Raw genomic sequence first — 25,511 nt, forward strand, 5'->3', positions numbered from 1 at the left:
CCTCCTGCCATTATTTGGCTTTGGAGGATGATTTAGATGATTACAGTTCATACAAATTCTGATGGTGCGCTGATCGAAGTGGAGCTTTCAGGCGAGGTGACAAGCGCGGATTACGCCGCCACATTGGTGCCCGCAATCGAGGCGGCGCTTGAGGATCACGATTCGGTTCGCCTGCTGGCGATCGCAACGCCTGAGTTCAAAGGATACGACCTCGGCGCGGCATGGTCTGATACCAAGCTGGGGCTCAGTCATTGGCGTGGTTTTGATCGGATCGGGGTTGTCGCCGATCAAGGCTGGGTTCAGACAAGTATCCGATTGGCCGCCCCCATACTTCCGTGCCCTGTGCAGGTTTTTGGGATGGATGAAGTGGAAGAGGCGCGCCGCTGGATGCGTGAGTCTCTCGGGGCGATCCATGTGACCGATCTAGGTGGGCCGTGTGTTCAGATTAGTCTGATGGGCAAGCTTGATTCTGAAGAATACGGTCAGGCGCAATCCGACCTGGATGCAATGTTGCGTGAACGCGACGGATTTCGTCTCCTGATTGATCTGCGCGAATTTGATGGCTGGCAAGGACTTACTGCGATGGCGGCGCATTTTCGGTTGGCCGCTGGTCATATCGGTATGTTGGACCGTGCAGCGATTGTTGGCGATAAGAGCTGGCAAAAGATGGCGCAACGCATGGCCAGTCACGTATTGGGGACCCGGACACAGTATTTTCCTGCAGAAGAGTTCGAAAATGCGAAAACCTGGCTTGCGGCAGGGTAAGCTTGCTCAAGTAATAGCTATTGGAAACAATGCCTTGACCGGCGCCAAATTGATCTTTTCCAAGGTGACGTTACGGAATGCAGGCAATCGAGTACGTTTTTATTGACTGGCTGGTCAAAAAATTAAAGTGTGCGTTTTATCTTTCCCACTTTGCGAGGGAAGGGTGAAAACTGTTTCGCGCCGCTGTGGGCTGCCACTCACTCGACCTTCGGTCTCCGGGCTCTTCTACCCCCTCAGAGTTCGGGTCTGAACCACAGCGGCGCGGTTATTTTTTTTGATCTGGCCTTAAGATGAAACTCCGCTCAGTTTTGAACCGAATTTTGATTTGGGAAAGGTCGGATCGACCTCGAGTCAGCAGCGTCCCAGATGAAGCGCGCAAAAACTTGAAACAAGCGGCAAATCGGGCTGAATTGGTCGAATTGTTCGGCGCAGAATTACGAGACCGAAATGTGCTCCAAGAATTACCACCAACTCAGAAAGCTAAATTCTGACATATAGTTTTATGAATTGCCCAAACGTGCGGCACGCCCGCCACGACGCCTGGCCAGACGCGGTTTGCGTTCGGGAAGGTCTTGCATAATCTCGGCCCGTTCGCTGCTATTCATTTTGGACCAGCGCGAGATCTCGTCAATTGTACGATAGCAACCAGTGCAGATACGCTCGGTCGGGTGAACGACGCAGATCTGGATGCAAGGGCTTTCGACCTCGTCCCGTTTCCAAACCATGTTCGTCATTGGCGATATCCGATCCGTCAAAGAAAGCGCAGTCTGTCCAGCGCCCCTTGCAGGATATAGCCGGCGGCGACGTGATCGATAACCTGTCCGCGACGTTTTCGTGTCGTATCCGCCTCCAACAGTGCTTTTTCTGCCGCAACCGTGCTAAGCCGTTCGTCCCAGAACCCGATGGGCAGATCGGTTAAACGTGCCAGATTACGGGCAAATGCACGCGTGGACTGACATCTTGGTCCCTCGCTGCCGTCCATGTTGCGAGGCAGCCCTAAGACAATACCGCCAATCTCACGGTCGGTCACGATCTCGATCAAACGCGCGGAATCCAGCGTGAATTTCTTACGACGAACGGTTTCAAGCGGAGTCGCAACGCCACGCATTCGGTCGGACACCGCAACCCCAATGGTTTTCTCGCCCAGATCAAGACCCATGAGGGCCGACATCGGTGAAAGGGCGGCGGCGAATTCCTCGAAGGCATCGTGGATCATTGTGCTATACCAGCCTGAACTGATGCAGCGTCGATCATTTGCAACGCCTGATCGTTACCCGCGAAAACTGCAACAGCCTCGTCACGAATTTTTATCGCCTGCGCCGCTTCGCCCAATACGCCTAAGGCTGCGATCAGTCGCGCCCATTCCTCGGGCGATCCACCTTCGCTGGCAAGCCGTTCAGAAAGCCGATCCACCATTCCTCGTATCATGTCCTGACGTTCTTCGGGCGATAGCTCGGCGGCAGCGTCCATATCTTCCTGGCTGGGACCTGGTGCCGCTGGCGTTGCAGACAGATCCGGCGCGTTGAATACCCCTGCGCGAAACGCCAAATCGTCGATCTGGGCACGAATGGCGTCTGCCCAAGGCGCACCTGCAGGTGCGTCGCGCAATGTATCCACCCAAACCCGATAGGCCATATCTGGTCGTCCGGTCTGCGCCAGCATTTGTCCCCAATAATATCGCGCAGGACCCAATCTTGGATTTCGCTCGAGCGCGTATCGCAATGCCTCCTCCGCTTCGGGAGAGACATAACCACCAGCGGCCAGAATCATCATCTCGGCCTGATCCGAGTAAGCTTGTGCCGGTGCGCTTTCACCCGACAGTTCGATTACACGCGTCTGCGCCTCATAACCTGCTTTAAAGTTTCCGGCATTGGTCTCATGCTGCGCTAACAGAGTTTGCCCCTGCAGATCATCCGGTCGTACGGCCACTGTTTCGCGCAATCGATTCAGAAGGTTTTCGTAACTTTCGTCCAGTGGCGGTGCTTGCACCGGCGTTGCTAATTCCTCGGCTTCTGCCTGGCCAGGCCGGTTCTCGCGCAGTTCTTCTGCCAATTCCAACCGCGCCGAGAGTGGCATATCTGGAAATCCGGCAGCGCCCAGTTGGCGATACATTACCAATGCTCCACCAATCAGTATGGCCGCCATGACGACGAAGGCCACCAAGGTGACTGTTGGTGATGGTCCTGTACTTTCAGCCTCGCCGAGCATCTGCGCATCAGCAGCCAGGATTCGGCGCGAGATTTCCGTGCGCACGCGTTCGGCATCGGCTTTTGCGATTACCCCGCGCGCCAAGTCTCGATCAACGCTTGTCAGCTGTTCGCGATAGACCCGCAGGTCATAGGCGGCGGTAGGGCCAGTGCCGCGACGACCGCGCAGCATGGTGTAACCCAAAAAAACGGCGATGAGCAGTGCAATCAGGAAGATGAGAACCCAAAACGACATGGTCCCTCCAAAATGGTTGCCCTGACTTAGACCTGTCTGCGCATGGAAAAAAGGGACAAATGGCCGCTAGGGGCGGTCATGTCGCAATAGTGCATTATTGCGACGTTGTGCGGCAGGGCTAATATGTCAATGCACGGCATATCTGCGCCAATCATCGAAGACCGAACGGATTCGCTCATGAAACACTACTCAGCCTTTGCTGTGGCGCGCGAAGCGCTGCGCTACCATACCGGGTGGGAACGCGCCTGGCGTTCTCCTGAACCGAAAAAGCGCTATGACGCTATCATCGTCGGTGCAGGTGGTCATGGTCTGGCAACTGCTTACTATCTTGGAAAGAACTACGGCATTCAGAATGTTGCAGTGATCGAGAAGGGCTGGCTGGGCGGTGGCAATACGGGCCGGAACACGACCATTATCCGTTCGAACTATCTGCAGGACCCTTCAGCGGCGATCTATGAAAAGGCGCGCGGCTTGTATGAGGATCTTAGCCAGGAGTTGAACTACAACATCATGTTCAGCCCGCGCGGCGTGATCATGCTGGCGCAGACTCAGCACGAGATTCGCGGCTATCAGCGCACCGCGCATGCGAATGCGCTGCAGGGTGTTCAGACCGAGTGGATTGGACCCGAGCGCGTGAAAGAGCTGGTGCCGATCATCAATCTGGAAGGCCCGCGCTATCCGGTTCTGGGCGGGCTCTGGCAGGAGCGTGGCGGCACCGCGCGCCATGATGCCGTGGCGTGGGGCTATGCACGTGCATGTTCCGCAATGGGTATGGACATCATCCAGCAGTGCGAAGTTACCGGCGTGCGTCAGGAAAATGGCCGCGTTGTCGGTGTCGACACCACCAAGGGTGCCATCGATTGTGACAAGCTGGGAATCGTAGTTGCGGGCCATTCCGGTCAGCTGGCCGAGATGGCGGGATTTCGTCTGCCGCTCGAGGCCGTTGCCCTGCAAGCGCTGGTGTCCGAGCCAATCAAACCCTGCATGGATGTGGTCGTCATGGCCAACACGGTGCATGGTTATATGTCTCAGTCCGACAAGGGCGAGATGGTGATCGGTGGCGGTACAGATGCCTATAACAACTTCACCCAACGCGGTTCGTTCCACCACATTGAGGAAACCGTCCGCGCGCTGGTTGAGACCTTCCCGATGATCTCGCGCCTCAAGATGCTGCGCCAGTGGGGTGGTATCGTGGACATGACTGGCGACCGGTCTCCAATCCTGTCGAAGACGCCGTTGCAGGGCTGCTTTATCAACGGTGGCTGGGGCACCGGAGGCTTCAAGGCGATTCCGGGATCCGGCTGGGGCATGGCACAGCTGATGGCGACCGGCCACTCATCGCTGACTGAAGCCTTCTCGCTCGACCGCTTCAAAGAGGGCCGCTTCATCGACGAAAGCGTCGCCGCCGGGGTGGCGCACTAGGGGTACACCCCAAACGCGCCACTGATTAGAATTCTGGTCGGCCAAGTTGTCGACCAACCGCCAAAAGGATGAACATATGCTGATCCTAAATTGCCCCTATTGCGGCGTCGACGCCGAAGAAACTGAATTGGCTGCTGGTGGCGAGGCGCATCTGAAGCGCTTTGGCCCTGGTTCGTCTGATGACGAATTCCATGACTACCTGTTCATGCGTGAAAACCCCAAGGGTGTTCATTTCGAACGCTGGCGCCACGCCAACGGTTGCGGCAAGTGGTTTCACGCCGCCCGTTGCACCCAATCACTCGAGGTGTTCGGGACCTATTCCGCCCAGACCACCGAGCCGCCAAAAGAAATCAAAGACGCCATCACCGCAAAACGCCCTGGATGGACGTGGAGAGAGTTCTCCTGATGCTTCATCTTTTCAAAAATACTCCCGCCGGAGGCTCTGACGCCTCCACCCGCGAAAGGTCCGCACTATGAGCACCCGTCTCGCAAAACAAGGCCGGCTAATCGACCGGTCGAAACCGGTCAACTTTTCCTTCAATGGCACCTCGATGCAGGGTTACGAAGGTGACACGCTTGCCTCGGCTCTGCTGGCCAATGACCAGATGATGATGGGCCGGTCTTTCAAGTATCACCGTCCGCGCGGCGTCGTTGCCAGCGGCGCGGAAGAGCCTAACGCTCTGGTCGGGTTGGGGCAGGGCGGCCGCTTCGAACCGAACCAGCGCGCGACCACGACCGAACTGTTCAATGGTCTGACCTCGGTGTCGCAGAACCACTGGCCGAACCTTGAGTTCGACATTGGTGCAATCAACACGCATCTGTCACGGTTCTTGCCGGCCGGTTTCTACTATAAGATGTTCATCCACCCGAAGCCATTTTGGAAACATGTGTATGAACCTTTCATCCGTCAGTCGGCGGGCCTGGGCAAAGCGCCGGATAAGGAAACCAAGGACGCGGACACCTACGAACACTTCTATGCTTTCACCGATGTTCTGGTGATTGGTGGTGGTATCGCAGGTCTTCAAGCCGCCAAAACGGTTGCGCAGTCGGGTGCCAAGGTGTTGCTGATCGAGCAAACCGCCCATTGGGGTGGTCGCGCCCCGGTTGATGGCGGAACTGTCGGCGGTGAGCCTGTGGATAAGTTCGTGGAACAATTAGTTTCCGAACTCGAAACAATGGACAACGTCACCATGCGCAACCGTTGCATGGGGGCAGGGGTCTATGATCACGGCTATGTGTTGGGATACGAACGTCTAACCGACCATAAACCCGGCACCCAAGGTCCGCGTCACCGTTTGTGGCGGATCCGCGCCAATCAGGTGGTTACGGCGACAGGGGCAATCGAACGACCGCTTTCCTTCGCTGGGAATGACGTACCAGGTGTGATGCTGGCCGCAGCTATGCGCGACTATGTGGTCAACTGGGGTGTGACTCCGGGTGAGCGGGTCATCGTTGCGACGAACAATGACGATGCTTATCGCACGGCGATCATTCTGAAGCAGGCAGGTGTAGATGTTCTGCGTGTGGTCGATGCGCGCGATACCGCAGGTCCGATGGCAGAAGAGGCGCGACAGCTGGGCATCCGTGTTGATCCGGGCAAGGCGATTGCAAAGGTCAAAGGCGGCAAGCGCGTGAAAAAGGTCGAGCTTTGCAACCAGAACGGCATCGGCGGCGCGCGCGAAGAGGTTGAGTGTGATGCGGTTGCGATGTCGGGCGGCTGGTCTCCAGTTGTTCACATGTGGTCGCACTGTGGTGGCAAGCTGATCTGGGATGAGGCCCAGGTCCATTTCCGCCCCGACCCGGCGCGTCCGCCTCTGGGTGCCAATGGTGAAGGGTTCGTCGTTGCAGCTGGGGCGTCGAACGGACCGCTGGCATTGGCCGAGGTTCTGACTGATGCACATGCGGCAGGTAAAGCAGCCGCCAAAGCAGCGGGTTTCAAACCCAAGAACACCAAGACTCCTGTTGGTGAAACCACCGAAGAAGCTGCGATGGAAGCCGTCTGGCTCATGCCTGCCAATGCAGAGATTCAGCTACGCATGAAGTCATGGCTCGACTTCCAGAATGACGTCAAAGTCTCTGATGTGCAGCTAGCAGCCCGCGAAGGCTATGAGAGTGTTGAACACACCAAGCGGTATACCACTCTGGGCATGGCGACGGATCAAGGTAAGCTGAGTAACATCAATGGTTTGGCGATCTTGGCTGATGCGCTTGAGTCCGAGATCCCGAAAGTGGGAACCACTACTTTCCGCCCGCCATATACGCCCATTTCGATGGGTGCGATTGGTGGCGAAGCGCGCGGTGACGTGTTCCAGCCGATCCGGCAGACGCCGATGCACAATTGGCACGACAAAAATGGCGCTGATTGGGAACCGGTCGTTCATTGGCGTCGGACGTATGCTTATGTGCGTCCCGGTGAGTCCGTGCATGACGCGGTGAATCGTGAGGTGAAGAACACCCGCGAAAATCTCGGTCTGCTGGATGCCTCAACGCTGGGCAAGCTGATCGTCAAAGGCCCCGACGCAGGTAAGTTCCTGGACATGATGTACACCAACATGATGTCCACGCTGAAGATTGGCAAATGCCGCTATGGCCTGATGTGTTCGGAAAATGGTTTCCTGATCGACGACGGCGTTGTTGCACGGATCGACGAGGACACATGGCTGTGCCACACCACCACAGGTGGTGCGGAGCGTATCCATGGTCACATGGAAGAGTGGCTTCAGACCGAGTGGTGGGACTGGAAGGTCTATGTCGCCAACGTCACCGAGCAATATGCTCAGGTCGCCGTGGTAGGCCCCAACGCGCGCAAGGTGCTGGAAAAGCTTGGCGGCATGGATCTATCGAAAGAGGCGCTGCCATTCATGGAATGGCGCGATGGCAAGATCGGAGAGTTCGACGCGCGGGCCTACCGCATCTCGTTCTCTGGCGAGCTGTCCTATGAGATCGCGGTTCCCGCTTCTCAGGGTCAGGCGTTCTGGGACGCTCTGATCGAGGCTGGGCAGGAGTTCGGCGTGATGCCTTACGGCACCGAATGTCTGCACATCCTGCGGGCCGAGAAGGGCTTTATCATGATCGGCGATGAGACCGACGGCACCGTGATCCCACAAGATCTGGGGTTGCACTGGGCTCTGTCGAAGAAGAAAGAGGACTATCTCGGAAAACGTGCCCATTCGCGCAGCCATATGGCCGATCCAGAACGCTGGAAATTAGTCGGTCTTGAGACTGTGGATGGATCGGTTCTGCCGGACGGCGCCTATGCGGTGGGCGAAGGCGTCAATGCCAACGGTCAGCGTAATATGATCGGGCGTGTAACTTCGACCTATTATTCGGCCAATCTGGGTAAAGGCATTGCTATGGGCCTGATCAAGCATGGCCCGGATCGGATGGGCGAAGTGGTCGAGTTCCCGGGCACCGATGGCAAAACCTACAAAGCCAAGATCGTGGACCCGATCTTCTATGACAAGGACGGGGAGAAGCAGAATGTCTGAACCCATCAGCGCACTGAACCACGCCTCATATGATGGCATCGCCAAGATCGAGGAATGCGGCCTGCAGGGCATGATCACACTGCGCGGTGATCTGTCGGACAAGGTACTGGCCAAGGCTGTCAAAGATGCCACCGGGCAGAAAGTGCCTGGTCAGCGTGAAGCGTTTGTGGATGGCGACACCGGTGTTTGCTGGATGTCCACCGACGAATTGCTGGTGCTGGTGCCTTATGCCGAGGTTGAGGCCAAGCTGGCCGCGATGACCAACGCGCTGAGCGGTACGCACGCGCTGGCGGTCAACGTCTCCGACGCGCGGGCCGTATTCCGTGTTTCGGGCGCGAATGCGCGCGAGATATTGGGCAAGCTGGCTCCGGTTGAGTTGTCGGCCGAGGCATTCCAACCCGGCCAGATCCGCCGTTCGCGTTTGGCGCAGGTGGCCGGTGCCTTCTGGATGGATGACGCCGAGACCTTCCGCATTGTCTGTTTCCGCTCGGCGGCGGACTATGTTTTCAAACTGCTGAAGGTTGCAGCGCAGCCGGGTAGTGAGGTTGGGGTTTATTAATCCCTGATCGCCTGATGATATATGGGTGAGGGGGCTTTGCCCCCTCGGCCTGCGGCCTCACCCCCAGGATACCTTGGGCCAGATGAAGTGCGGATCACCTTTTCTCAGCGTCAGGAGTTCGCGCTGAACAGGAAGGTCGGGAACTGGGTGAGTGCCCGTTGGCTGGTGAGGGCTGATTTGCCGGTTTCGCCAGTAAGTGGGTCGTGGCAATGGGGATAGAAGGCTAGGTCTTCTGATAGTTTGTTCATGGCTGCGCCACGGTAATCTGCGCTAAGATAAGGTGCATGCGTTGAGAGAAACAGCGCTGGGCTTTCTTTTTCCAGCCAGGGAAGCAGAGAGGGCAGAACCGAAAATTCAGCGCCTTCAATATCCATTTTGACCAAAGAAACATTAGTCAGGTCTATGGATTCAGAAAATTGATCCCAACCGACGGTCAGTGCGTCAGTGCCATGGCTTCCATCGTGGAGCAATGATGAGGTGGAATCGCCTGCCTCTCCGTGTGCAGATGCCATTCGGGTCACCCCAAATCCATCAGATAAGGCGATGCTGAAAGCTGATACGTTGCGGATGTCGTTCAACTCTAGATTCCAGACCAAGTGGCGGTAAGCCACTGGGTCAGGCTCAAAACACCATACATGGCGAGCGCGCCGCGCCGCATAGAGGACCGTGGGGCCGATCCACGCACCAATATCGAGATAATCCTGCGCGGGCGACAGATATTGGTCCAGCACTGAAAATGTCTCGGGTTCCCACTCCCCGGCTGATGCCTTGCGCCAGAATTTCGAGTGATAGGGGTCCAGACGAAAGTGCTCACCGTTCAGGTTGCCCGCATAGTATCCGCGGGCGCGATAGAACATTTTGCGCGCCTGTGTCAGCATCGCGGACCTCCGGGTTTTTGTGTCGCGGGCCTTGACCTGCGGCGGCTGTCAAAGCATTTAACCTTTGGAACCGCAACATTCATTTTCAACAGGGGGCCGACATGGCTTTTGAACTTCCTGATCTTCCTTATGCACATGACGCGCTGGCAGCCAAGGGTATGTCGGCGGAAACGCTGGAATATCACCACGACCTGCACCACAAGGCCTATGTCGACAACGGCAACAAGCTGATCGCCGGCACCGAGTGGGACGGCAAGTCGCTGGAAGAGATCATCGTTGGCACCTACGACGCAAACGCCGTCGCGCAGAACGGTATTTTCAACAACATCAGCCAGCTTTGGAACCACAATCAGTTCTGGGAGATGATGGGCCCAGGCGGCAACGCCATGCCCGGCGAACTGGAGAGGGCTCTGACCGAAAGCTTCGGTTCGGTTGACGAATTCAAGTCGCAGTTCAGCGCTGCCGGTGCTGGTCAGTTCGGTTCGGGCTGGGCATGGCTGGTCAAGAATGCCGACGGCTCGCTGGCTGTCACAAAGACCGAGAACGGCGTGAACCCGCTGTGCTTTGGTCAGACCGCACTGCTGGGTTGCGACGTATGGGAACATTCCTATTACATCGACTTCCGCAACAAGCGTCCGGCGTATCTGTCGAACTTCCTCGACAACCTGGTGAACTGGGAAAACGTCGCCTCGCGGATGTGATCGGTTGATCGGAGAGTGACCTTCTCAGAGGCCTGCTTGCGAAAGCGAGTAGGCCTTTTTGTTTATTTATCCAGGACTGGCAAGAAGTCGGCAATTCTATTTAGTTTCAATGAACGATTAGAGCCCAAAGTCACCTTTCTGGCTCCTTGCTGATCACGGTCGTTACAGTTCGTGTTGAGCGACTTTGAGTGAGAGCTATAGCACCCAAAACCAGCGCACACGCAAACGCCTGCGCCACCGTGATCACTTCACCAAAGGCAAGAACTCCAACGGCGAACATCGTGGGCAGTTCAATACTGCCTATCACAGCGGTGCGCGTCGCACCGATGATAGGCGAACAGACGGTGTAAATCAGTTGTGGAACAAGCGCAGTCACAAGGCCGAAGCCAACGACCAGAAGCCAGCCGTTCCCGCTTTTTGGCAGAATTTCACCAGCGTCGGATGAGAAAATGAGAGGAGCAAGGCCAATGACGGAACCAAGCGAGACGGACGCAATTCTGGCCAAAGGCACAATGCGCGAGAGGCGGTGCACGAGAACGCATATGCCAAAGCCAAACCCGAACGGCGCCGCTAATGAGATGATAAGAATTGGAACCTGATTCGGCGGCACGGATGCCGGGGACCCTGCAATTATCGCAGCGATAACTATCAATCCAGCTGCAACAAGGCTGCGCCGCGTTGGTTGATCACCAAAAAGCATCCATGCGATGGCGATCGTAAACACCGGGTAAGTCATATAGAGGACACCAACTGTCGATGCAGGAACAGTCTCAAGAGCCGTGACATAGCCGACCCAGCCAAGACCCATGACTGCGCCTGCAATCACACCCCAGAGGATTTCCCGCCACTTTGAGCGATGCATCAGAAGTGCTGGCAGCAGGACAATCGCTGCCAATATATACCGATAAAAAGCAACCGCGTAGGGCGCGAGACCTTGATCAGTTAGCCCACGGCTAAAGTAAGGGACCAAGCCAAAACAGATGGATGCAAAAAGCACACCAATGACCGCAAGGGCATAGGGTGTCGCATTCTGCCTGACTGAAGTTTGTTGTTTCATTCATCGTAACTATCACGCCACTCCATGGTTGACATCATCAAGACAAATGAATGGCGTGAAAGTCCCGCAATGCAGACGTTGAATTTTCGCAAATATGGCGCCAAAAGTGCTGATCGGCTTTCTCTGCTAATTTCATAGCCCCCTCGCCGCTAGTTAGTTCACTGGTAAACTCTCGCTCATAAATTCGAATTAATCTGAACACGTATTGTACTACACCTCCCAATGCCTAGCTAATACAGGCGGAGGGAGAGAACCGCCAAATAATTGAAAAACAAAGCTGTTGCGCGTGGGTGTCTTCATTCGCACGAAGCTGAAATCATGGCCGCTGGGCGAGGGATCGGCACCTTAACCTTTGAAGGAGACCATTATGGCAGCACTTGAGCAGGGAACATGGGTCATCATCGCAGACGGGGAGAAGGCTCTGGTGATGGAAAATATCACCGACGCGCAAGATCCGAATCTGGTTGTCGTTTCAGTTGAAGAACAAGACACCGTAATAGCAAAGCCGACGGATCGGGCTGGGCGCAGGTCTGATATCGGCCCCAATCAGAAATCCGCCGTGGAAGAGGACACATGGAGGGCTCACGCCAAGTCTTTGTTCGTGCAGGATGTGGCAAATCTACTGAATCGTAAGGGCCTGAAGGGTGCATACAAACGCCTGGTGTTAGTGGCCAGTCCGCATGTTTTGGGTCTGTTGCGCCGCAGATTGCACAGCAAAGTGCTCGCTAAAGTGGTAGCAGAAGTTGATAAGACGCTGACCAACCATCCCTTGCACAAGGTTGAACAGATACTCAGGAATCGATTGGCCAAACCTGCCTGAGGAGAGGTGATCTGCGGGCGGTTCACACCGCCCGATTACCGTCTTTTCAGTTCAGCAGTCTGCGAAGTTCGGACATCGCTGCCTCAGGCGTGGTGACCCAGGTAATGAACTCTGCCAGAGAAGCGTCAGCAAAGCCTTGACCAATAAGTTGCTCCAGCAATGTATGCAGCGCGTCCCAGTAGCCATCTATATTCATCACCAGAATGGGTTTGTCATGCAGACCCAACTGCCGCCATGTGAGGGCTTCGAACAACTCGTCCAATGAACCAGGTCCGCCAGGCAAGACGACAACGGCATCGGCATTCATGATCATGACCTTCTTGCGTTCGTGCATCGTTTCGGTCACGACAAAGCGGGTTAGGTCAGTTTTACCAACTTCGCGTTGCAACAAGTGGACAGGAATCACTCCAAAAGTATCACCATCAGACGCCTGTGCCGCACGGGCTACTTCGCCCATCAGACCCACATCTCCGGCCCCATAGACTAGCCGCCAACTTTCTTTGGCCAGTAAAGTCCCAAAGCTTTGGGCGGCAGCGGCGTAGGCGGGATTCACTCCATTGCGTGACCCGCAATACACACAGACCGATTTCTGAGACATGGGTTGGGCTCTCTGCTCTTGTGTTAGGGGTTTTGACCCGTGATAGCGGGATTGATAGGTTGGCTCAACCGCTCCTGGGAATGTGTGCCAAATTGGCCAAGTACCGGGCGGAGTGAAAGGATAAGAATGAACGCCAAATCGGGAAGCGGAGGTTCTGGTACCTTCATATGGGGTCTGGTCGCCGGGATCGTTGTGGTGCTCGTTGCGGGCGGATTATATCTGTCAGGTCTGTTTGACCGACCTCAGGAACTGGCCGAGCCAGAAGCAGTTGAAACATCCGAACCGAACGTAACAGCCAAGCAGGAAGCCGAGGAACCTGCAGATATCCAGCCGGATGAACAGACGACAGAAGCTAGCGAACCTGCGCCTGCTACGCCCGTCGAGAGCACCGAGCAAGCCGCTGTAATCGAAGAAGAGCAGGTGCAAGAGAGAGAAGAGCCGGAAACCCCGGTTCTGGCATCGCCGGTGCTGGATCAGATTTTTGTCGAATCCGATGGAAACGGATTGTTGTCCGGTAGCGCCGAACCGGGGGCCGAGGTCAATGTTCTGCTCGACGGTGAAACTATTCATCGCTTTACCGTCGACGCAAGCGGTCAGTTCGCCGAATTCGTATCGATTCCATTTGGAGACGACGCTCGCGGGCTGGTTCTTGAAACCCGGAGTGGAGAAAGTACCAGCCGGTCAGATGACTATCTGATCGCAGCGCTGCCAGAACCGGTCTCGCCGGTCGAGTCAGAGCCTTCTGCCGATGAGCCGGTCAAAGAAGTTGCTGAGGCGCAGACCGTGGTCACCGAAACAAACGATCAGCAAGCAGCCGACCAAGCGGAGACCGAAGAAAATGAATCCGAGGTTGCTGGCACCGTTTCGCCGCCCGCAGACCAGGCTGCGCCCGCGACTGAAACACAGTCCGAAACAGTTGACGTGCCTGATCAACAAGTCGCGATCCTGCGCTCGGGCGAAGAAGGTGTTGAACTCGTGCAACCGCCCACCGTGCTGGACACACCGCCGGAACAGATCGCATTGGACACGATCGGGTATTCAGACGTTGGCGATGTGGAGTTGACAGGGCGCGCTCAGGACGGATCTGCAGTGCGCCTGTATCTGGACAACAAACTTGTTGCTGACCTTGAGCCTGCAACGGATGGACAGTGGCGTGGTGAGGTCGAGGGTATAGATCCCGGCGTTTACACCCTACGCGTGGATGAGGTTGCTCCAGATGGGACAGTTGTCAGTCGGCTTGAGACTCCGTTCAAACGCGAGCCCGTCGAGGCACTGCGTGCAGCCGAAACAACCGAGGCGGGTGAAACCCCGTCGGGAACTCCTGCGATCCGCTCCGTCACGGTTCAAAAGGGCGATACACTTTGGGCGATTTCTCGGGACAGGTTCGGAGATGGTGTGTTGTACGTTAAGCTGTTTGAGGCCAACAAGGACTCGATCCGTGATCCTGACTTGATCTATCCAGGGCAGATTTTCACTATCCCTGAGTAAAAAAGACCACTGGCCCAACACCGGGCCAGGGCTATCTCTGACCGCAGTTAAGGTACGTGATGAGGCAACCATCCGCGATTCAATCCGAGCCGGACGAACAACGTTCAGGCTGGCGCACGATCCGCAAGGTAGCACCCTATCTTTGGCCAGAAGATGAGCCATGGGTCAAACGCCGTGTGGTTTGGGCGATGGCGATGCTGGTGCTGGCCAAGCTGATCGCTGTTTATACACCGATCCTGTATAAGGGCGCAGTGGATGGACTGGCGGGTGAGGGCGTGCCACCGATTGCGCTGGGTGCGATTGGTTTGACGGTTGCCTATGGGGTTGCCCGCATGATGACCGTCGGGTTCCAGCAATTGCGGGATGCGTTATTTGCACCAGTTGGTCAACGGGCGTTGCGGGCATTGGCGCTTGAGACGTTTCAGCATATTCACCAGCTTTCGATGCGTTATCATGTGACGCGGCGTACGGGTGGTCTGAGCCGAATTATCGAGCGCGGGGTGAAGGGCGTTGAATTCCTTTTGCGTTTTCTGCTCTTCTCGATTGGGCCACTGATCCTGGAATTGCTTCTGGTGTCGGTCATACTGCTGTGGCTATTCGACGTCTGGTATCTGGTCGTCGTCGCGGTGACGATCGCGCTTTATATTTGGTTCACATTTGCGGTGACTGAATGGCGCGTGAAGTTGCGGCGCGAGATGAACGATCAGGATACCGAAGCCAATCAGCGCGCCATCGACAGCCTTCTAAACTTTGAAACGGTTAAATATTTCAATGCCGAGATGCGCGAAGCAGAACGCTATGATGTCTCGATGAAAGGCTATGCCCAGGCTGCGCTGAAGACGGCTTATTCGCTGGCATTCCTGAATTTCGGCCAATCGTTCCTGATCACTTGTGGTTTGATCGGGGTGATGGTTCTAGCCGCCATAGGCGTGCAAAAAGGATCATTGACTGTGGGCGACTTCGTGATGGTCAACGCATACATGATCCAGATTACGGTTCCGCTGAACTTTCTGGGCACGGTTTACCGCGAGATCCGGCAGTCACTGGTGGATATGGGGCAGATGTTCGATCTGCTCGAACAACCGGCAGAAGTGACAGACAAACCTTGTGCGCCAAACCTCAAGGTAGATGGTGGAGAGGTCACGCTTGAGAACGTGCATTTCGGATATGAAGCGGATCGCGAAATCCTGAAGGGTGTGTCGCTGACGGTGCCTGCCGGGCAGACCGTGGCGATTGTCGGGGCGACAGGTTCAGGTAAATCCACCATTGGGCGGCTGCTGTTCCGGTTCTATGACGTCACAGGCGGCGCGTTGAAGATCGACGGGCAGGACGTGCGCGATGTCAGCCAATCGAGCCTGCATGCCTCGATCGGGGTGGTTCCACAGGATACGGTTCTGTTCAATGATACGATCCGCTACAATATCGCCTATGGGCGCGAAGGGGCGACCCAGCAGGATGTTGAGGCCGCCGCTAAAGCCGCTCAGATTCACGATTTCATCGTCAGTCTGCCTGAAGGGTATGACACCATGGTCGGCGAGCGTGGCTTGAAATTATCAGGTGGTGAAAAACAACGCGTTGGCATCGCCAGAACGCTTCTGAAAAACCCGCCGATCTTGTTGCTGGACGAGGCGACCTCGGCCTTGGATACGGAAACCGAGCAAGACATCAAAGACGCTCTGGCACGTGCAGGTGAGGGCCGGACAGTGATCACTATCGCTCATCGTCTCAGCACAATTGCCGAAGCAGACCGGATTGTTGTGCTTGAGCGAGGTGAGATCATCGAGCAAGGCACGCATGATGAGTTGCTTGGGCATGAGGGACGATATGCCCAGCTGTGGAGCCGTCAGCAATCCGACAGCCAAGCGGCCTGAGCCCAACGGCCCTTACAACTGATGATTGTGCGGATCGGTTTAAAAGAAAATCGGTCGCTGCGATACGGTTTTCCGTTTGACGCGGACCCGCCGCCGCGACACTGTGCGGGCCGAAACACAGACAAGGAAGAAACTTCATGAAAATGCGAGCGGCGGCGGTGTTGGCTGCAACACTAATGATGGCGACTTCGGCAGCAGCTGAGGATCTGGAATTCTTGATCATCAACTCAACCAGCTATGATCTGGTTGAGTTCAACGTGTCTCCGGCCTCGTCCGGCAGCTGGGAAGGCAATCTGCTTGAGGGTGGCTATCTGGGTGCGGATTACGAAGTGGGCGTCCTTATCGCGGACGGGCTAACCACCTGTGTCTATGACATCCGTGGTGTTTTCAGCGACGGAGAATCGATTGAAGACTATGGTCTGAACCTGTGCGATCTGGGCGAATACGCGTTCGTCGAATAACACTTCTGCCTGAAACGATAAGGCGAGCCCGAGGGCTTGCCTTTTTTTATTCCGCCGCCTTCAGCGGGGTTGTTGGCGGATGATCTGGCCGGTCGTCCAGAGCGCTCTGATCAGGGGCAACTCTGTCCGGTTCATCAGTCCAGATCATCTCGGCTGCTTGCACATCTCGCGCGCTTTGGCCGATTGCCATGTCCTGCGCGATCTGGCTGGACCGTCCCGCCGTGGCGCGCGCCAGCGCCCTACCCAGCCATACCGCGTAGGTTGTGACCCACACCCGTAGCGCCAGGAATGAAGGCGTGACGATCAGCGTCAGCACCGTGGCCGTGCCGAGGCCAAAGACCACCGCCGTCGCCAGCTGTTTCCACCACAGAGCCGTAGGGCTATCGATCGAATATCCGCCACCGATGAAATCCAGCGATAGGCCGAACATCATTGGGGTCAGACCCGCCATGGTCGTCAACGTGGTCAACAGAACCGGACGGATACGCGCCTCGGCCGTGCGGACGATGGCATCGATACGCGACATGTAACCGCTGTATTCCTGATAGGTGTCGATCAGAACAATGTTGTTGTTCACCACGATCCCGGCCAGCGCGACAATCCCGGTCCCGGTCATGATGATCGAGAACGGCTGTTGCATCACCATCATGCCTAAAAGCACACCTGTGGTCGACAGAACCACCGCTAGCAGCACCAGAACCGAATTATAGAACGAGTTGAACTGCGCCAGCAGGATCACGAACATCAGGCCTAGAGCGGCAAGGAATGCGCTGGACAGGAAGGCCTGGCTTTCAGCCTGATCTTCCTGATCGCCGGTCCACTCCCACGCGATGGTGCGGCCGAACGGGTCGGTCTGCAGCCATTCGGTAAGTACAGCAATCCGTTCGTTCGGATTGATCAGGGCAAACCGAGCTTCACCGCTTTCGATGGCGGCCCGCACTTCGCCCACATTCTCGGCGCCCGTCAGCTTCACGAGTTCGAACTCGGCTCCGTCCATATTGGTGATCGTGGTGCCGGTTGGCGTGGAACCTTCGCCAATCGCGCGCACGGTGGCCAGACGCAGTTCTGCGCCGTCTGGGCCAGAGGTCACGATCTTGCTCAGCCCCGGCTCGACATCCGCTTTCACGTCATAGTAACGCTGTTGATCCACGCGATTGATCTCGGCTAGTTTGGCCACCGGTTTGCGGGTGACAAAGTTTGACAGCGGCACCAATCCGTCAGGCGTACGCACCTTGAGCGTATCCAGCGTCGACAAGACACGATCCTGATCGGGCAGGCGGACACGAATTTCGACCTCTTCGTCTGTGGAATCCGGGCGCATTTCACCCAGCAGGATGCCGCGCGTCACAAGCTGTACCATCGCGCCTACGGTTGCGACGTCCGCGCCGAACCGGCCTGCCTTGGCCACGTCCACGTCGATCTGCCAGTCGATGCCGGGCAGGGGCAGGGTGTCCTCGATCTTGATCAGGCCGGGGGTGGCGTCAAAGGCTTCACGCGCCGCGACGGTCGCGGTTGTCAATTCTTCCCAGCTATCGCCCTTAATCCGCAGATGAACGGGCTTGGCCGAGGCGGGACCTTGCTCCAGCGCCTGAATATCAACGATGAAGCCGGGAAGAGTTGCTAACTCTGCGGTGAGTTCTTCCAGAACAAAATTGCCGTCATATTCGGCTGCAACTTCCTCCTTTGCAAAGCCGAGCAGACCAGCAATCGGCCCCCAGAACCAGCCGGTGATCTGCTCGGAACTGATCGGGCGATCTTCCCAAGGAATGAGCTCGAACTGCACACGGCCAATGGTGTCGGCTGGGGCTTCTGCTCCGCCATTGTTCTGATTCAGGCCGCCTTCGCCCGCAAAGGCAAATACGTTGATCACTGCCGGATGTTCACTGATGAAGCGTTCGGCCTGAAGAACCATCTCGTCTTTTTCAGCCAGAGACAGGTTGCCGCGCGCCCGAACATAGGCCGTAGCCTGTTCCGGTTCGCTCTCGACGAAGAATTCTACACCGCGCGAGTTCTGCGGGAACAGGATGAACGCGATCCAGAATACCGCCGCAAAGACTACGGCGATTGATACCACCGGCATGACCGGATTGCCGACCAGGAACTTGATCACGTAACCAAAGGGCGTGTGCTCTTTTGTGGTATGCACATGTTCATCCGGGGCCCGTTCGATCTTGGCAGCGCTCAGCGTGACCGACCCGGCGAATGCGCCGAACAGGAACAACAGCACACCAGCAAGTGAACCACCGGGCAGCAGGTAGTTGGGGTTCAATACCTGCATCGCGCCGAGGAAGATCATGTACAGAGAAGGCGGCACCAGTAGCGCCCGCAGCCACCACGGCGCGCGTGCCCGCAGCCAGTTCGAACTGCGCTCGAAGCTGCGGCTCATACGGCCCGACACACCGCCCACGACCGGCAGGTAGATCAGTGCTACGATCAGCGAAGCCGACAGAACGAAGATCAGCGTGATCGGCAGCATCTTCATGAACTCGCCGGGAATACCGGGCCAGAACAGCATCGGCAGGAAGGCGCACAAAGTTGTGGCGGTTGATGAGACAATCGGCCAGAACATCCGCTGCGCCGCCTCGACATAGGCGTGCATCGGGCCGACGCCTTCTTTGATGCGCTTGTCGGCATATTCCACCACAACGATGGCACCATCAACAAGCATACCCACTGCAAGGATCAGGCCGAACATCACCATATTCGAGATTGTGACCCCGATCATCGCCAGAAAGGCGAAGCACAACAGGAACGATGTCGGGATCGCAAAGCCCACCAGCAACGCGGCGCGCGTTCCAAGAGATGCCAGAACCACGATCATCACAAGCGCGACGGCGGTCAGAACCGACCCCTCAAGTTGACGCACCATCGAATCGACGATGCGGCTTTGGTCGTTCGAGGTGCCTACATCAACTGCGGCCTGCAACTCGGCTGGCCAATTGGTCTGAGCCTCTGCGACGGTGGATTTGATCAGCGCGACGGTGTCGATCAGATTGAAGCCCTTGCGTTTGACGACCTGCAGCGCGACGGTGGATTCTCCGTTGAACCGGGCCGTGCCTGCGCGGTCCTCAAAAGTATAGTTAATCTCGGCCAGTTCACCCAAGGTGACCACGCGGTCGCCATTGACCTTGACGGGCAGGCCATAGACGTCTTGTGCAGTCTTGAATGAAGAAGGGATCTTGACCGAGAACGTGCCCTGCTCGGTTTCAACCTCACCCGCCGCGATCAGTTGGTTGTTGTTCTGCACAACGTTGATCAGTTCAGCGGCCGTGACGTTGTACGCCTCAAGCCGGAGCGGGTCGATCACGACCTCAAGCATTTCATCGCGGTTTCCGGCAATGCCCGCCTCAAGCACCGCATCCAACGCCTCAAGCTCGTCCTGCAGGTCTTTGGCAACGCGCGCCATAGTGCGCTCGGGGACCGGACCGGTCAGGTTAACAATTACGATGGGGAACTCTGAGAAGTTGACCTCAGTAATCGTATACTGCTCGGCCCCATCAGGGAAATCAGCTTGTGCGCTGTTCATGGCGTCGCGCACATCGGCGATGGTGGCGGATTTGTCCCAACCGAACTCGAATTCCAACAGAACGCCCGCGTAGCTTTCAGCAGCAGTGGCGGTCATCGAGTCTAGCCCGTCGAGATCGGCCATCTCGGTTTCCATCGGCTTGATCAGTAGGCTCTCGCTATCCTCCGCCGAGATGCCCGGAAACTGGACCGATACAAATAGCATCGGGATATCGATATCCGGCTCACCCTCTTTCGGCAGCCCTACATAAGCATATCCGCCGATAACCAGCGAGATCGCGATGAAAGCCAGAACCATTCTGGCTCGGCTTGCGGCCCAACTGACGATACCCGTCATTGCGATGCTTCCCTGTAGGTCGGCGCAACGGTTACGCCGCGTGTCACGAATTCCTGACCGATCACGATAATATCGGCGGATTCTGGCAGGCCGCCAACCCAAACACCCTCGGCAGTGTCGCGCAGCAGGCGGATCGGGACGAAATCGACAACGTTGTCAGCGACAACGGTGCGTACACCAAGTTCGCCCTCATTGTTCAGGGTCAACGCGGATTGCGGCAGCAGATGTGCTTTGACGCCCTCGGCAGCGATTTGGATATTGGCGGTCTGGCCATCACGGATCAGAAGTTCCGGGTTGGGAACGGTGATTTCCACCTCGAACGTGCGGGTGGTTTCATCGGCCGAGCGGCTCAGGAAGGTGACGCGCCCTTCGACCTGCAAGCCTGTGACCAGTTGTGCAGACGCCATCGAACCGACGATAATCCGGTTCACTTCGGTTTCAGGCACAAAAGCCACCAACTTGATTGGGTCGAGCTGGATAATGGTCGCACACAGCGAACCGGGCTGCATCAGGCTGCCCAATTCCGCGGTATCGCTTTCCAGCAGCCCCTTAAACGGTGCCTCGATAGTGAGGCGATCCATCTCGCGTTGGGCGGCCGCAACCGCTGCAGTGGCGGCTTCAATGCCCGCTTGCGTTGATTCCAGACCAGCCTCAGCGGATTTGATGCCAGCCTCGGCGGTGCTCATTTCGGCCTCGCTCGAGATGCGGCGCGTTTCCGAACCGAACCCGGTTTCAGACAGCTTGCGCGCTGCTTTCAGATTGATTTCAGCCTCGGCCAGACGAGCATGAGCCTCTTCGATACGTGCTTCGGCTTCGGGGACACGGCTTTCGGCCTCAAGTTTTGCAGCCATCGCTTCGGCCAGACTTGCAGGGCGGGTGCCGGGATCCAGCTCACACAGTAGATCACCCGCTTCGACAAATGCGCCTTTGCGTTTAGGTTCGGACACGACGGTCGAGATCGTCTCAGCCAGTACCTCGACCTGGCGATTTGCCTTGGTTTGACCGCGCAACTGGACCGCACTGCCGATTTCGCGCGCAGTCGAACGCACCACGACAACACCTATCGCATCCGGAGCAGGCACTGATTCCGAAACCTCAGTTGCGGCTTCAGCAGGCTCATCCCCGCGACCAGCGAACGCAAAAAGCGTGTCGCGTTCGAATACAAGAAAATACAACGCAATAATAACCAAAACAGCGTTAACGAATGAAATCAATCGCATGCGGTACAATCTCCAGATCTGTTCGCGCGGCTGGCTCTCGCCTCTATCACTTGAAATGGGGTAATAGACACGGCTTTTCCATACTGAACTGAATAGTTCGGTTTAGTTTTTTTCGCAAGGGCGATGCGGATGCGGGCAAATGTGTGGATTCGAGCACTTGGCTTGGCCTGAACGGCGCGGTATGACATGGCGCTAGAAAACCGGACACTTAAGCCTGGGGGCAGGGATGAGCGACGTCGACAGTTTTATTGATGAGGTCACCGAAGAGGTGCGCCGCGATCGCATGTACCTGCTATTGCGCCGATGGGGTTGGGTGGGTGTTGTCGCTGTCGTTGCTATTGTAGGTGGCGCGGCATTCAACGAATACCGCAAGGCGCGCGATACAAACCAGGCCGAAGCTCTGGGTGATGCGATTCTGTCTGCTTTGTCTCAGAACGCATCCGATGAGCGCGCAGCCAGCCTGCGAGCGGTCGATGCCTCATCTGCGGGAGGTGACGCGGTTCTGAATATGTTATTGGCTGCATCGCAGGCCGATGCAGGGTCGCATCAGGATGCTGTGAACAGCCTGAACGCGATCGCTACACAGGGGGATTTGCCAGAAATCTACCGGGCGATTGCAAGCTTCAAGGCGTTGCTGCTGCAAGCCGACACGATGCCCGTCGCAGATCGCCGTCAACAATTCGAGGCGCTTGCGATACCCGGTGCGCCTTTGCGCTTGCTTGCCGAGGAGCAGCTGGCCCTGATTGATGTGACCGAGGGAAGTACACAGGCTGCGTTGGATCGCTTGCAGGCTTTGCGCCAGGACGCCGAAGCCAGCGCCGATCTACAGCAACGCGCAGCCCAACTGATCATTGCGCTTGGGGGTGTGCCCGAGCCTGTCGCAACCCAGCAGGGTTGACCCGGCAGCGAAACGGAACATCACAGGCGAGTTTGTCGAATATGGTAACACGTTATTTCTCACGCTTTGGATTGGTCGCCGCGGCAGTTTCCTTGACTGCGCTGAGCGCGTGTCAGGAACCAGAGGTTATTTTGCCCGGTGAGCGTGAGGATATTCGCGCCGCCGTTGACAACGAAACCGTTGAAACACGTGGCGCCAAGCCAATTAGCATTCCGGCCCAAAGCCGGAACGCGAACTGGTCGCAAAGCCCAGGCACCCCTGAATTTCGCACTACAAATGCCGCATTGAACCCCACGCCACAGCGTATCTGGTCAGCCAACATTGGTTCCGGCGACAGCCGGAAACAGCGGATTACTGCAGACCCGGTTGTTGCGGGTGGTTTGATTTATACGCTCGATTCCGGTGCGACTGTTTCGGCGGTGACGCCACAGGGGCAAGTTGCCTGGAGCACCAATCTGATTCCACCGAATGAAAAAGACGTCGATGCCACGGGGGGCGGGCTCGCTTACGCCGATGGTGTGCTGTACGTCTCATCGGGTTTTGGTCGTTTGACCGCGTTAGATGCTAAAACAGGCGCTCAAAAGTGGCAAAAGCGTTTGAATGCAACCGGCAGTGGCGCGCCTTTGGTCAGTGGCGGGATTCTCTATCTGGTGGCCGGGGACGAGACCGGCTGGGCGGTGAACACAAAGGACGGCCGGATCATTTGGCAGATTGACGGCACTCCGAGCGTCGGGAACGTTTTGGGTGCACCAGCGCCGGTCATCGCTTCGGACCTGTCGGTTTTTGCATTTGGGTCGGGTGACATTGCCGCGACTTTTCGCCGGGGAGGCATCTTGCGTTGGAACGCATCTGTAGCGGGTGGCCGCCGGGGTCGCGCGGCGGCTCAGATCGTAGACGTGACAGCCGGGCCTATGGTGTCTGGCAATTCGATCCTGATCGGCAACCACTCGGGTCGTACGGTTTCCTTTGATACTGGTTCAGGTGAGCGGAACTGGACCGCTCTGGAAGGTGCGGTTGATACGGTCTGGCCAGCAGGAAACAGTGTATTCCTGATCAGCGATCGCAGCCAACTGGTGCGTCTGGACGCAGCGGATGGCTCGATTGTCTGGGCAATCGATCTGCCCGGATTCGTCAAGAACAAGCCGGGCCGTCGGGGTCCGATCTTTGCTCATTACGGCCCGATCATGGCCGGAGGGCGGCTGGTTGTAGCTTCGAACGATGGGTATCTACGCTTCTTCAATCCAGCTGACGGCGCGTTGGTCCATCAGATCGAAGTGCCGGGCGGCGCGACCACTGCGCCGGTTGTGGCGGGTCAGACGCTCTATGTCGTTTCGACCAAGGGCGAATTGCACGCTTTCCGTTGACGACAAGATGCGCTAAAGGGCGCTTCTTGAGTCTTGAAAGATGAGAACATGTCGCTGACCCTCGCCATTGTGGGGCGCCCGAATGTGGGCAAATCCACCCTATTCAATCGCCTCGTGGGCAAACGTCTGGCTTTGGTCGACGACCAGCCTGGCGTGACACGTGATTTGCGCGAAGGCGAGGGCCGTTTGGGAGATCTGCGCTTTACTGTGATCGATACGGCGGGTCTTGAGGACGCGACCGATGACAGCCTGCAGGGCCGGATGCGGCGACTGACCGAGCGTGCTGTGGACATGGCTGATGTTTGCTTGTTCATGATCGACGCGCGGGTAGGGCTTACGCCGACCGATGAAATGTTTGCTGATATCCTGCGCAAAAAATCCAAGCATGTGATCCTTGCCGCCAATAAGGCCGAAGGCAACGCGGCCGATGCGGGTGTGCTTGAGGCTTACAACCTTGGTCTTGGCGAACCGGTGCGCCTGTCTGGCGAGCATGGCGAAGGGATGACCGATCTCTATGCCCAACTTATGCCACTGGCGGATGCGGCAGCAGAAAAGGCGCAGGACGACAGCCCCCAGATTGATATCGAACTGGACGAGGATGGCGAGGGTGAAGCCCCTTTGATCACGGCTGATAAACCTCTGCAGGTGGCTGTGGTTGGGCGGCCAAATGCGGGTAAATCCACTTTGATCAACAAGATCATCGGGGAGGATCGTCTGCTGACCGGCCCCGAGGCCGGGATTACCCGTGACGCTATCAGCTTGCGGATCGATTGGGCTGACCCAGATGGCGACAGCACACCGATGCGGATCTTCGACACAGCTGGGATGCGCAAGAAGGCCAAGGTGCAGGAGAAGTTGGAGAAGCTCTCGGTCTCGGATGGTCTGAGGGCGGTCAAGTTTGCCGAAGTCGTCGTGGTTCTGTTGGACGCGGCCATCCCGTTCGAACAGCAGGATCTGCGGATCGCCGATCTGGCTGAACGCGAAGGCCGCGCCGTGGTCGTCGCCGTGAACAAGTGGGACATCGAGGACAACAAGCAAGAAAAACTTCGTGACCTGAAAGAGTCGTTTGACCGTTTGTTGCCACAACTGCGTGGTGCGCCTCTGATCACGGTATCGGCCAAAACAGGTAGGGGGCTGGAGCGTTTACGCGCCGCGATCCTGCGTGCTCATGACGTTTGGAACCGCCGCGTGCCGACCGCAGCGCTGAACCGTTGGCTGACCGCCATGCTGGAACAGCACCCGCCTCCAGCGCCGCAGGGTCGTCGGATCAAGCTGCGTTATATGACTCAGGCCAAGACGCGCCCACCGGGGTTCGTCGTGATGTGCTCGCATCCCGACAAGATGCCCGCAAGCTACAACCGCTATCTGGTCAATGGGTTGCGCGAGGATTTTGACATGCCGGGCACCCCGATACGCCTGACTTTGCGTGGGCAGGGCGACAAGAACCCCTACAAGGGCCGTCGCAAGAAGAACGCAGGCGCCTTGGCCAAGCATCTCAAGGGACGCGCGTAACCGCGCTAATTTTCAGCATTTTCAGTGAGGGGGCGTGACAGCCCCGTTTCCGCGCGCTAGCATTCAAGTGCGTGCATTTGTATTTGTACGTGCTGCTTGATTGCG

General features: G+C 57.0%; 21 protein-coding genes. 13 read left to right on the forward strand and 8 right to left on the reverse strand.

From position 1 onward, the window contains the following. The first annotated feature begins 36 nt into the window (after nucleotides 1–36). Nucleotides 37–765: a SpoIIAA family protein gene (locus AC2FI7_RS16650; protein WP_010442016.1), complete on the forward strand. Its 729-nt coding sequence runs from the start codon at nucleotides 37–39 to the stop codon at nucleotides 763–765. A gap of 500 nt (nucleotides 766–1,265) precedes the next feature. On the opposite strand, the gene AC2FI7_RS16655 is transcribed toward AC2FI7_RS16650, so the two are convergent. Genes AC2FI7_RS16655 through ccmI form a run of 3 tightly spaced genes read right to left on the reverse strand, consistent with a single transcriptional unit; the run spans nucleotide 1,266 to nucleotide 3,207 of the window. Further along, nucleotides 1,266–1,499: a DUF1289 domain-containing protein gene (locus AC2FI7_RS16655; RefSeq protein WP_010442017.1), complete on the reverse strand. Its 234-nt coding sequence runs from the start codon at nucleotides 1,497–1,499 to the stop codon at nucleotides 1,266–1,268. Nucleotides 1,500–1,516: 17 nt separating this feature from the next. Beyond that, nucleotides 1,517–1,981 (reverse strand): Holliday junction resolvase RuvX, encoded by a 465-nt coding sequence (ruvX, locus tag AC2FI7_RS16660; RefSeq protein WP_010442018.1) that lies wholly within the window; start codon nucleotides 1,979–1,981, stop codon nucleotides 1,517–1,519. Continuing rightward, a complete protein-coding gene (gene ccmI, locus AC2FI7_RS16665; protein WP_496816251.1) occupies nucleotides 1,978–3,207 on the reverse strand; it encodes a c-type cytochrome biogenesis protein CcmI in 1,230 nt (409 codons plus the stop codon). Before ccmI ends, ruvX begins: the two co-directional genes overlap by 4 nt. A gap of 177 nt (nucleotides 3,208–3,384) precedes the next feature. Between ccmI and AC2FI7_RS16670 the strand changes: the two genes are divergently transcribed. From AC2FI7_RS16670 to AC2FI7_RS16685, 4 genes are all read left to right on the forward strand, one after another. Beyond that, nucleotides 3,385–4,629 carry a sarcosine oxidase subunit beta family protein gene (locus AC2FI7_RS16670; protein ID WP_010442020.1) on the forward strand — a complete coding sequence of 415 codons (1,245 nt, stop codon included), beginning with the start codon at nucleotides 3,385–3,387 and terminating at the stop codon, nucleotides 4,627–4,629. Between the two features lie 76 nt (nucleotides 4,630–4,705). Continuing rightward, nucleotides 4,706–5,035, forward strand: coding sequence for a sarcosine oxidase subunit delta (locus AC2FI7_RS16675; protein WP_010442021.1), 330 nt, complete (start codon nucleotides 4,706–4,708; stop codon nucleotides 5,033–5,035). A gap of 67 nt (nucleotides 5,036–5,102) precedes the next feature. After that, nucleotides 5,103–8,117 (forward strand): sarcosine oxidase subunit alpha family protein, encoded by a 3,015-nt coding sequence (locus AC2FI7_RS16680; protein ID WP_496816252.1) that lies wholly within the window; start codon nucleotides 5,103–5,105, stop codon nucleotides 8,115–8,117. Continuing rightward, a complete protein-coding gene (locus AC2FI7_RS16685; protein WP_496816254.1) occupies nucleotides 8,110–8,676 on the forward strand; it encodes a sarcosine oxidase subunit gamma in 567 nt (188 codons plus the stop codon). The genes AC2FI7_RS16680 and AC2FI7_RS16685 overlap by 8 nt, the downstream gene beginning before the upstream one ends. A gap of 110 nt (nucleotides 8,677–8,786) precedes the next feature. Here the strand turns inward: AC2FI7_RS16685 and AC2FI7_RS16690 are convergent, their stop codons facing one another. Beyond that, on the reverse strand, nucleotides 8,787–9,554 hold the full coding sequence (locus AC2FI7_RS16690) for an FkbM family methyltransferase (RefSeq protein ID WP_010442024.1): 768 nt from the start codon (nucleotides 9,552–9,554) through the stop codon (nucleotides 8,787–8,789). A 101-nt stretch (nucleotides 9,555–9,655) separates the two neighbouring features. Here AC2FI7_RS16690 and AC2FI7_RS16695 point away from each other — a divergent pair, with 101 nt between their 5' ends. Continuing rightward, nucleotides 9,656–10,255, forward strand: coding sequence for a superoxide dismutase (locus AC2FI7_RS16695; protein ID WP_010442025.1), 600 nt, complete (start codon nucleotides 9,656–9,658; stop codon nucleotides 10,253–10,255). 130 nt (nucleotides 10,256–10,385) lie between these two features. On the opposite strand, the gene AC2FI7_RS16700 is transcribed toward AC2FI7_RS16695, so the two are convergent. Beyond that, complete coding sequence (locus AC2FI7_RS16700) at nucleotides 10,386–11,312, reverse strand: DMT family transporter (RefSeq protein WP_010442026.1); 927 nt, start codon at nucleotides 11,310–11,312, stop codon at nucleotides 10,386–10,388. Between the two features lie 367 nt (nucleotides 11,313–11,679). Here AC2FI7_RS16700 and AC2FI7_RS16705 point away from each other — a divergent pair, with 367 nt between their 5' ends. After that, a complete protein-coding gene (locus AC2FI7_RS16705) occupies nucleotides 11,680–12,132 on the forward strand; it encodes a host attachment family protein (RefSeq protein ID WP_010442028.1) in 453 nt (150 codons plus the stop codon). A gap of 46 nt (nucleotides 12,133–12,178) precedes the next feature. On the opposite strand, the gene AC2FI7_RS16710 is transcribed toward AC2FI7_RS16705, so the two are convergent. Beyond that, the gene (locus AC2FI7_RS16710; RefSeq protein ID WP_010442029.1) at nucleotides 12,179–12,730 is read right to left on the reverse strand and encodes an LOG family protein; all 552 of its coding nucleotides are present in this window, start codon (nucleotides 12,728–12,730) and stop codon (nucleotides 12,179–12,181) included. Nucleotides 12,731–12,856: 126 nt separating this feature from the next. Here AC2FI7_RS16710 and AC2FI7_RS16715 point away from each other — a divergent pair, with 126 nt between their 5' ends. The 3 genes from AC2FI7_RS16715 to AC2FI7_RS16725 all read left to right on the forward strand — a co-directional run bounded on the left by AC2FI7_RS16715 (nucleotide 12,857) and on the right by AC2FI7_RS16725 (nucleotide 16,550). Beyond that, nucleotides 12,857–14,218, forward strand: coding sequence for a LysM peptidoglycan-binding domain-containing protein (locus tag AC2FI7_RS16715; RefSeq protein ID WP_010442030.1), 1,362 nt, complete (start codon nucleotides 12,857–12,859; stop codon nucleotides 14,216–14,218). A 59-nt stretch (nucleotides 14,219–14,277) separates the two neighbouring features. Continuing rightward, nucleotides 14,278–16,089 (forward strand): ABCB family ABC transporter ATP-binding protein/permease, encoded by a 1,812-nt coding sequence (locus AC2FI7_RS16720; protein ID WP_010442031.1) that lies wholly within the window; start codon nucleotides 14,278–14,280, stop codon nucleotides 16,087–16,089. 137 nt (nucleotides 16,090–16,226) lie between these two features. Then, nucleotides 16,227–16,550 carry a hypothetical protein gene (locus tag AC2FI7_RS16725; protein ID WP_010442032.1) on the forward strand — a complete coding sequence of 108 codons (324 nt, stop codon included), beginning with the start codon at nucleotides 16,227–16,229 and terminating at the stop codon, nucleotides 16,548–16,550. Between the two features lie 46 nt (nucleotides 16,551–16,596). Here AC2FI7_RS16725 and AC2FI7_RS16730 read toward each other — a convergent pair whose 3' ends face one another. Together AC2FI7_RS16730 and AC2FI7_RS16735 are read right to left on the reverse strand one after the other, a co-directional pair. Then, complete coding sequence (locus AC2FI7_RS16730) at nucleotides 16,597–20,412, reverse strand: efflux RND transporter permease subunit (RefSeq protein ID WP_010442033.1); 3,816 nt, start codon at nucleotides 20,410–20,412, stop codon at nucleotides 16,597–16,599. Then, on the reverse strand, nucleotides 20,409–21,632 hold the full coding sequence (locus tag AC2FI7_RS16735; RefSeq protein ID WP_010442034.1) for an efflux RND transporter periplasmic adaptor subunit: 1,224 nt from the start codon (nucleotides 21,630–21,632) through the stop codon (nucleotides 20,409–20,411). Before AC2FI7_RS16735 ends, AC2FI7_RS16730 begins: the two co-directional genes overlap by 4 nt. 226 nt (nucleotides 21,633–21,858) lie before the next feature. Between AC2FI7_RS16735 and AC2FI7_RS16740 the strand changes: the two genes are divergently transcribed. Genes AC2FI7_RS16740 through der form a run of 3 tightly spaced genes read left to right on the forward strand, consistent with a single transcriptional unit; the run spans nucleotide 21,859 to nucleotide 25,406 of the window. Next, the gene (locus AC2FI7_RS16740; protein WP_010442035.1) at nucleotides 21,859–22,530 is read left to right on the forward strand and encodes a hypothetical protein; all 672 of its coding nucleotides are present in this window, start codon (nucleotides 21,859–21,861) and stop codon (nucleotides 22,528–22,530) included. A 41-nt stretch (nucleotides 22,531–22,571) separates the two neighbouring features. Continuing rightward, nucleotides 22,572–23,894, forward strand: coding sequence for a PQQ-like beta-propeller repeat protein (locus AC2FI7_RS16745; protein ID WP_010442036.1), 1,323 nt, complete (start codon nucleotides 22,572–22,574; stop codon nucleotides 23,892–23,894). A 48-nt stretch (nucleotides 23,895–23,942) separates the two neighbouring features. After that, nucleotides 23,943–25,406, forward strand: coding sequence for a ribosome biogenesis GTPase Der (der, locus tag AC2FI7_RS16750; RefSeq protein WP_010442037.1), 1,464 nt, complete (start codon nucleotides 23,943–23,945; stop codon nucleotides 25,404–25,406). The last annotated feature ends 105 nt before the right edge of the window (nucleotides 25,407–25,511 follow it).

The organism is Ruegeria sp. YTSA064 (assembly GCF_059610325.1).

Coding starts and splice junctions, on each gene's coding strand:
- AC2FI7_RS16730 (WP_010442033.1), bottom strand. CDS start 20,412: ATGACGGGTATCGTCAGTTGGGCCGCAAGCCGAGCCAGAATGGTTCTG.
- ccmI (WP_496816251.1), bottom strand. CDS start 3,207: ATGTCGTTTTGGGTTCTCATCTTCCTGATTGCACTGCTCATCGCCGTT.
- AC2FI7_RS16675 (WP_010442021.1), top strand. CDS start 4,706: ATGCTGATCCTAAATTGCCCCTATTGCGGCGTCGACGCCGAAGAAACT.
- AC2FI7_RS16705 (WP_010442028.1), top strand. CDS start 11,680: ATGGCAGCACTTGAGCAGGGAACATGGGTCATCATCGCAGACGGGGAG.
- AC2FI7_RS16720 (WP_010442031.1), top strand. CDS start 14,278: ATGAGGCAACCATCCGCGATTCAATCCGAGCCGGACGAACAACGTTCA.
- ruvX (WP_010442018.1), bottom strand. CDS start 1,981: ATGATCCACGATGCCTTCGAGGAATTCGCCGCCGCCCTTTCACCGATG.
- AC2FI7_RS16725 (WP_010442032.1), top strand. CDS start 16,227: ATGAAAATGCGAGCGGCGGCGGTGTTGGCTGCAACACTAATGATGGCG.
- AC2FI7_RS16650 (WP_010442016.1), top strand. CDS start 37: ATGATTACAGTTCATACAAATTCTGATGGTGCGCTGATCGAAGTGGAG.
- AC2FI7_RS16695 (WP_010442025.1), top strand. CDS start 9,656: ATGGCTTTTGAACTTCCTGATCTTCCTTATGCACATGACGCGCTGGCA.
- AC2FI7_RS16655 (WP_010442017.1), bottom strand. CDS start 1,499: ATGACGAACATGGTTTGGAAACGGGACGAGGTCGAAAGCCCTTGCATC.
- AC2FI7_RS16715 (WP_010442030.1), top strand. CDS start 12,857: ATGAACGCCAAATCGGGAAGCGGAGGTTCTGGTACCTTCATATGGGGT.
- AC2FI7_RS16685 (WP_496816254.1), top strand. CDS start 8,110: ATGTCTGAACCCATCAGCGCACTGAACCACGCCTCATATGATGGCATC.
- AC2FI7_RS16670 (WP_010442020.1), top strand. CDS start 3,385: ATGAAACACTACTCAGCCTTTGCTGTGGCGCGCGAAGCGCTGCGCTAC.
- AC2FI7_RS16745 (WP_010442036.1), top strand. CDS start 22,572: ATGGTAACACGTTATTTCTCACGCTTTGGATTGGTCGCCGCGGCAGTT.
- AC2FI7_RS16735 (WP_010442034.1), bottom strand. CDS start 21,632: ATGCGATTGATTTCATTCGTTAACGCTGTTTTGGTTATTATTGCGTTG.
- AC2FI7_RS16700 (WP_010442026.1), bottom strand. CDS start 11,312: ATGAAACAACAAACTTCAGTCAGGCAGAATGCGACACCCTATGCCCTT.
- AC2FI7_RS16740 (WP_010442035.1), top strand. CDS start 21,859: ATGAGCGACGTCGACAGTTTTATTGATGAGGTCACCGAAGAGGTGCGC.
- der (WP_010442037.1), top strand. CDS start 23,943: ATGTCGCTGACCCTCGCCATTGTGGGGCGCCCGAATGTGGGCAAATCC.
- AC2FI7_RS16680 (WP_496816252.1), top strand. CDS start 5,103: ATGAGCACCCGTCTCGCAAAACAAGGCCGGCTAATCGACCGGTCGAAA.
- AC2FI7_RS16690 (WP_010442024.1), bottom strand. CDS start 9,554: ATGCTGACACAGGCGCGCAAAATGTTCTATCGCGCCCGCGGATACTAT.
- AC2FI7_RS16710 (WP_010442029.1), bottom strand. CDS start 12,730: ATGTCTCAGAAATCGGTCTGTGTGTATTGCGGGTCACGCAATGGAGTG.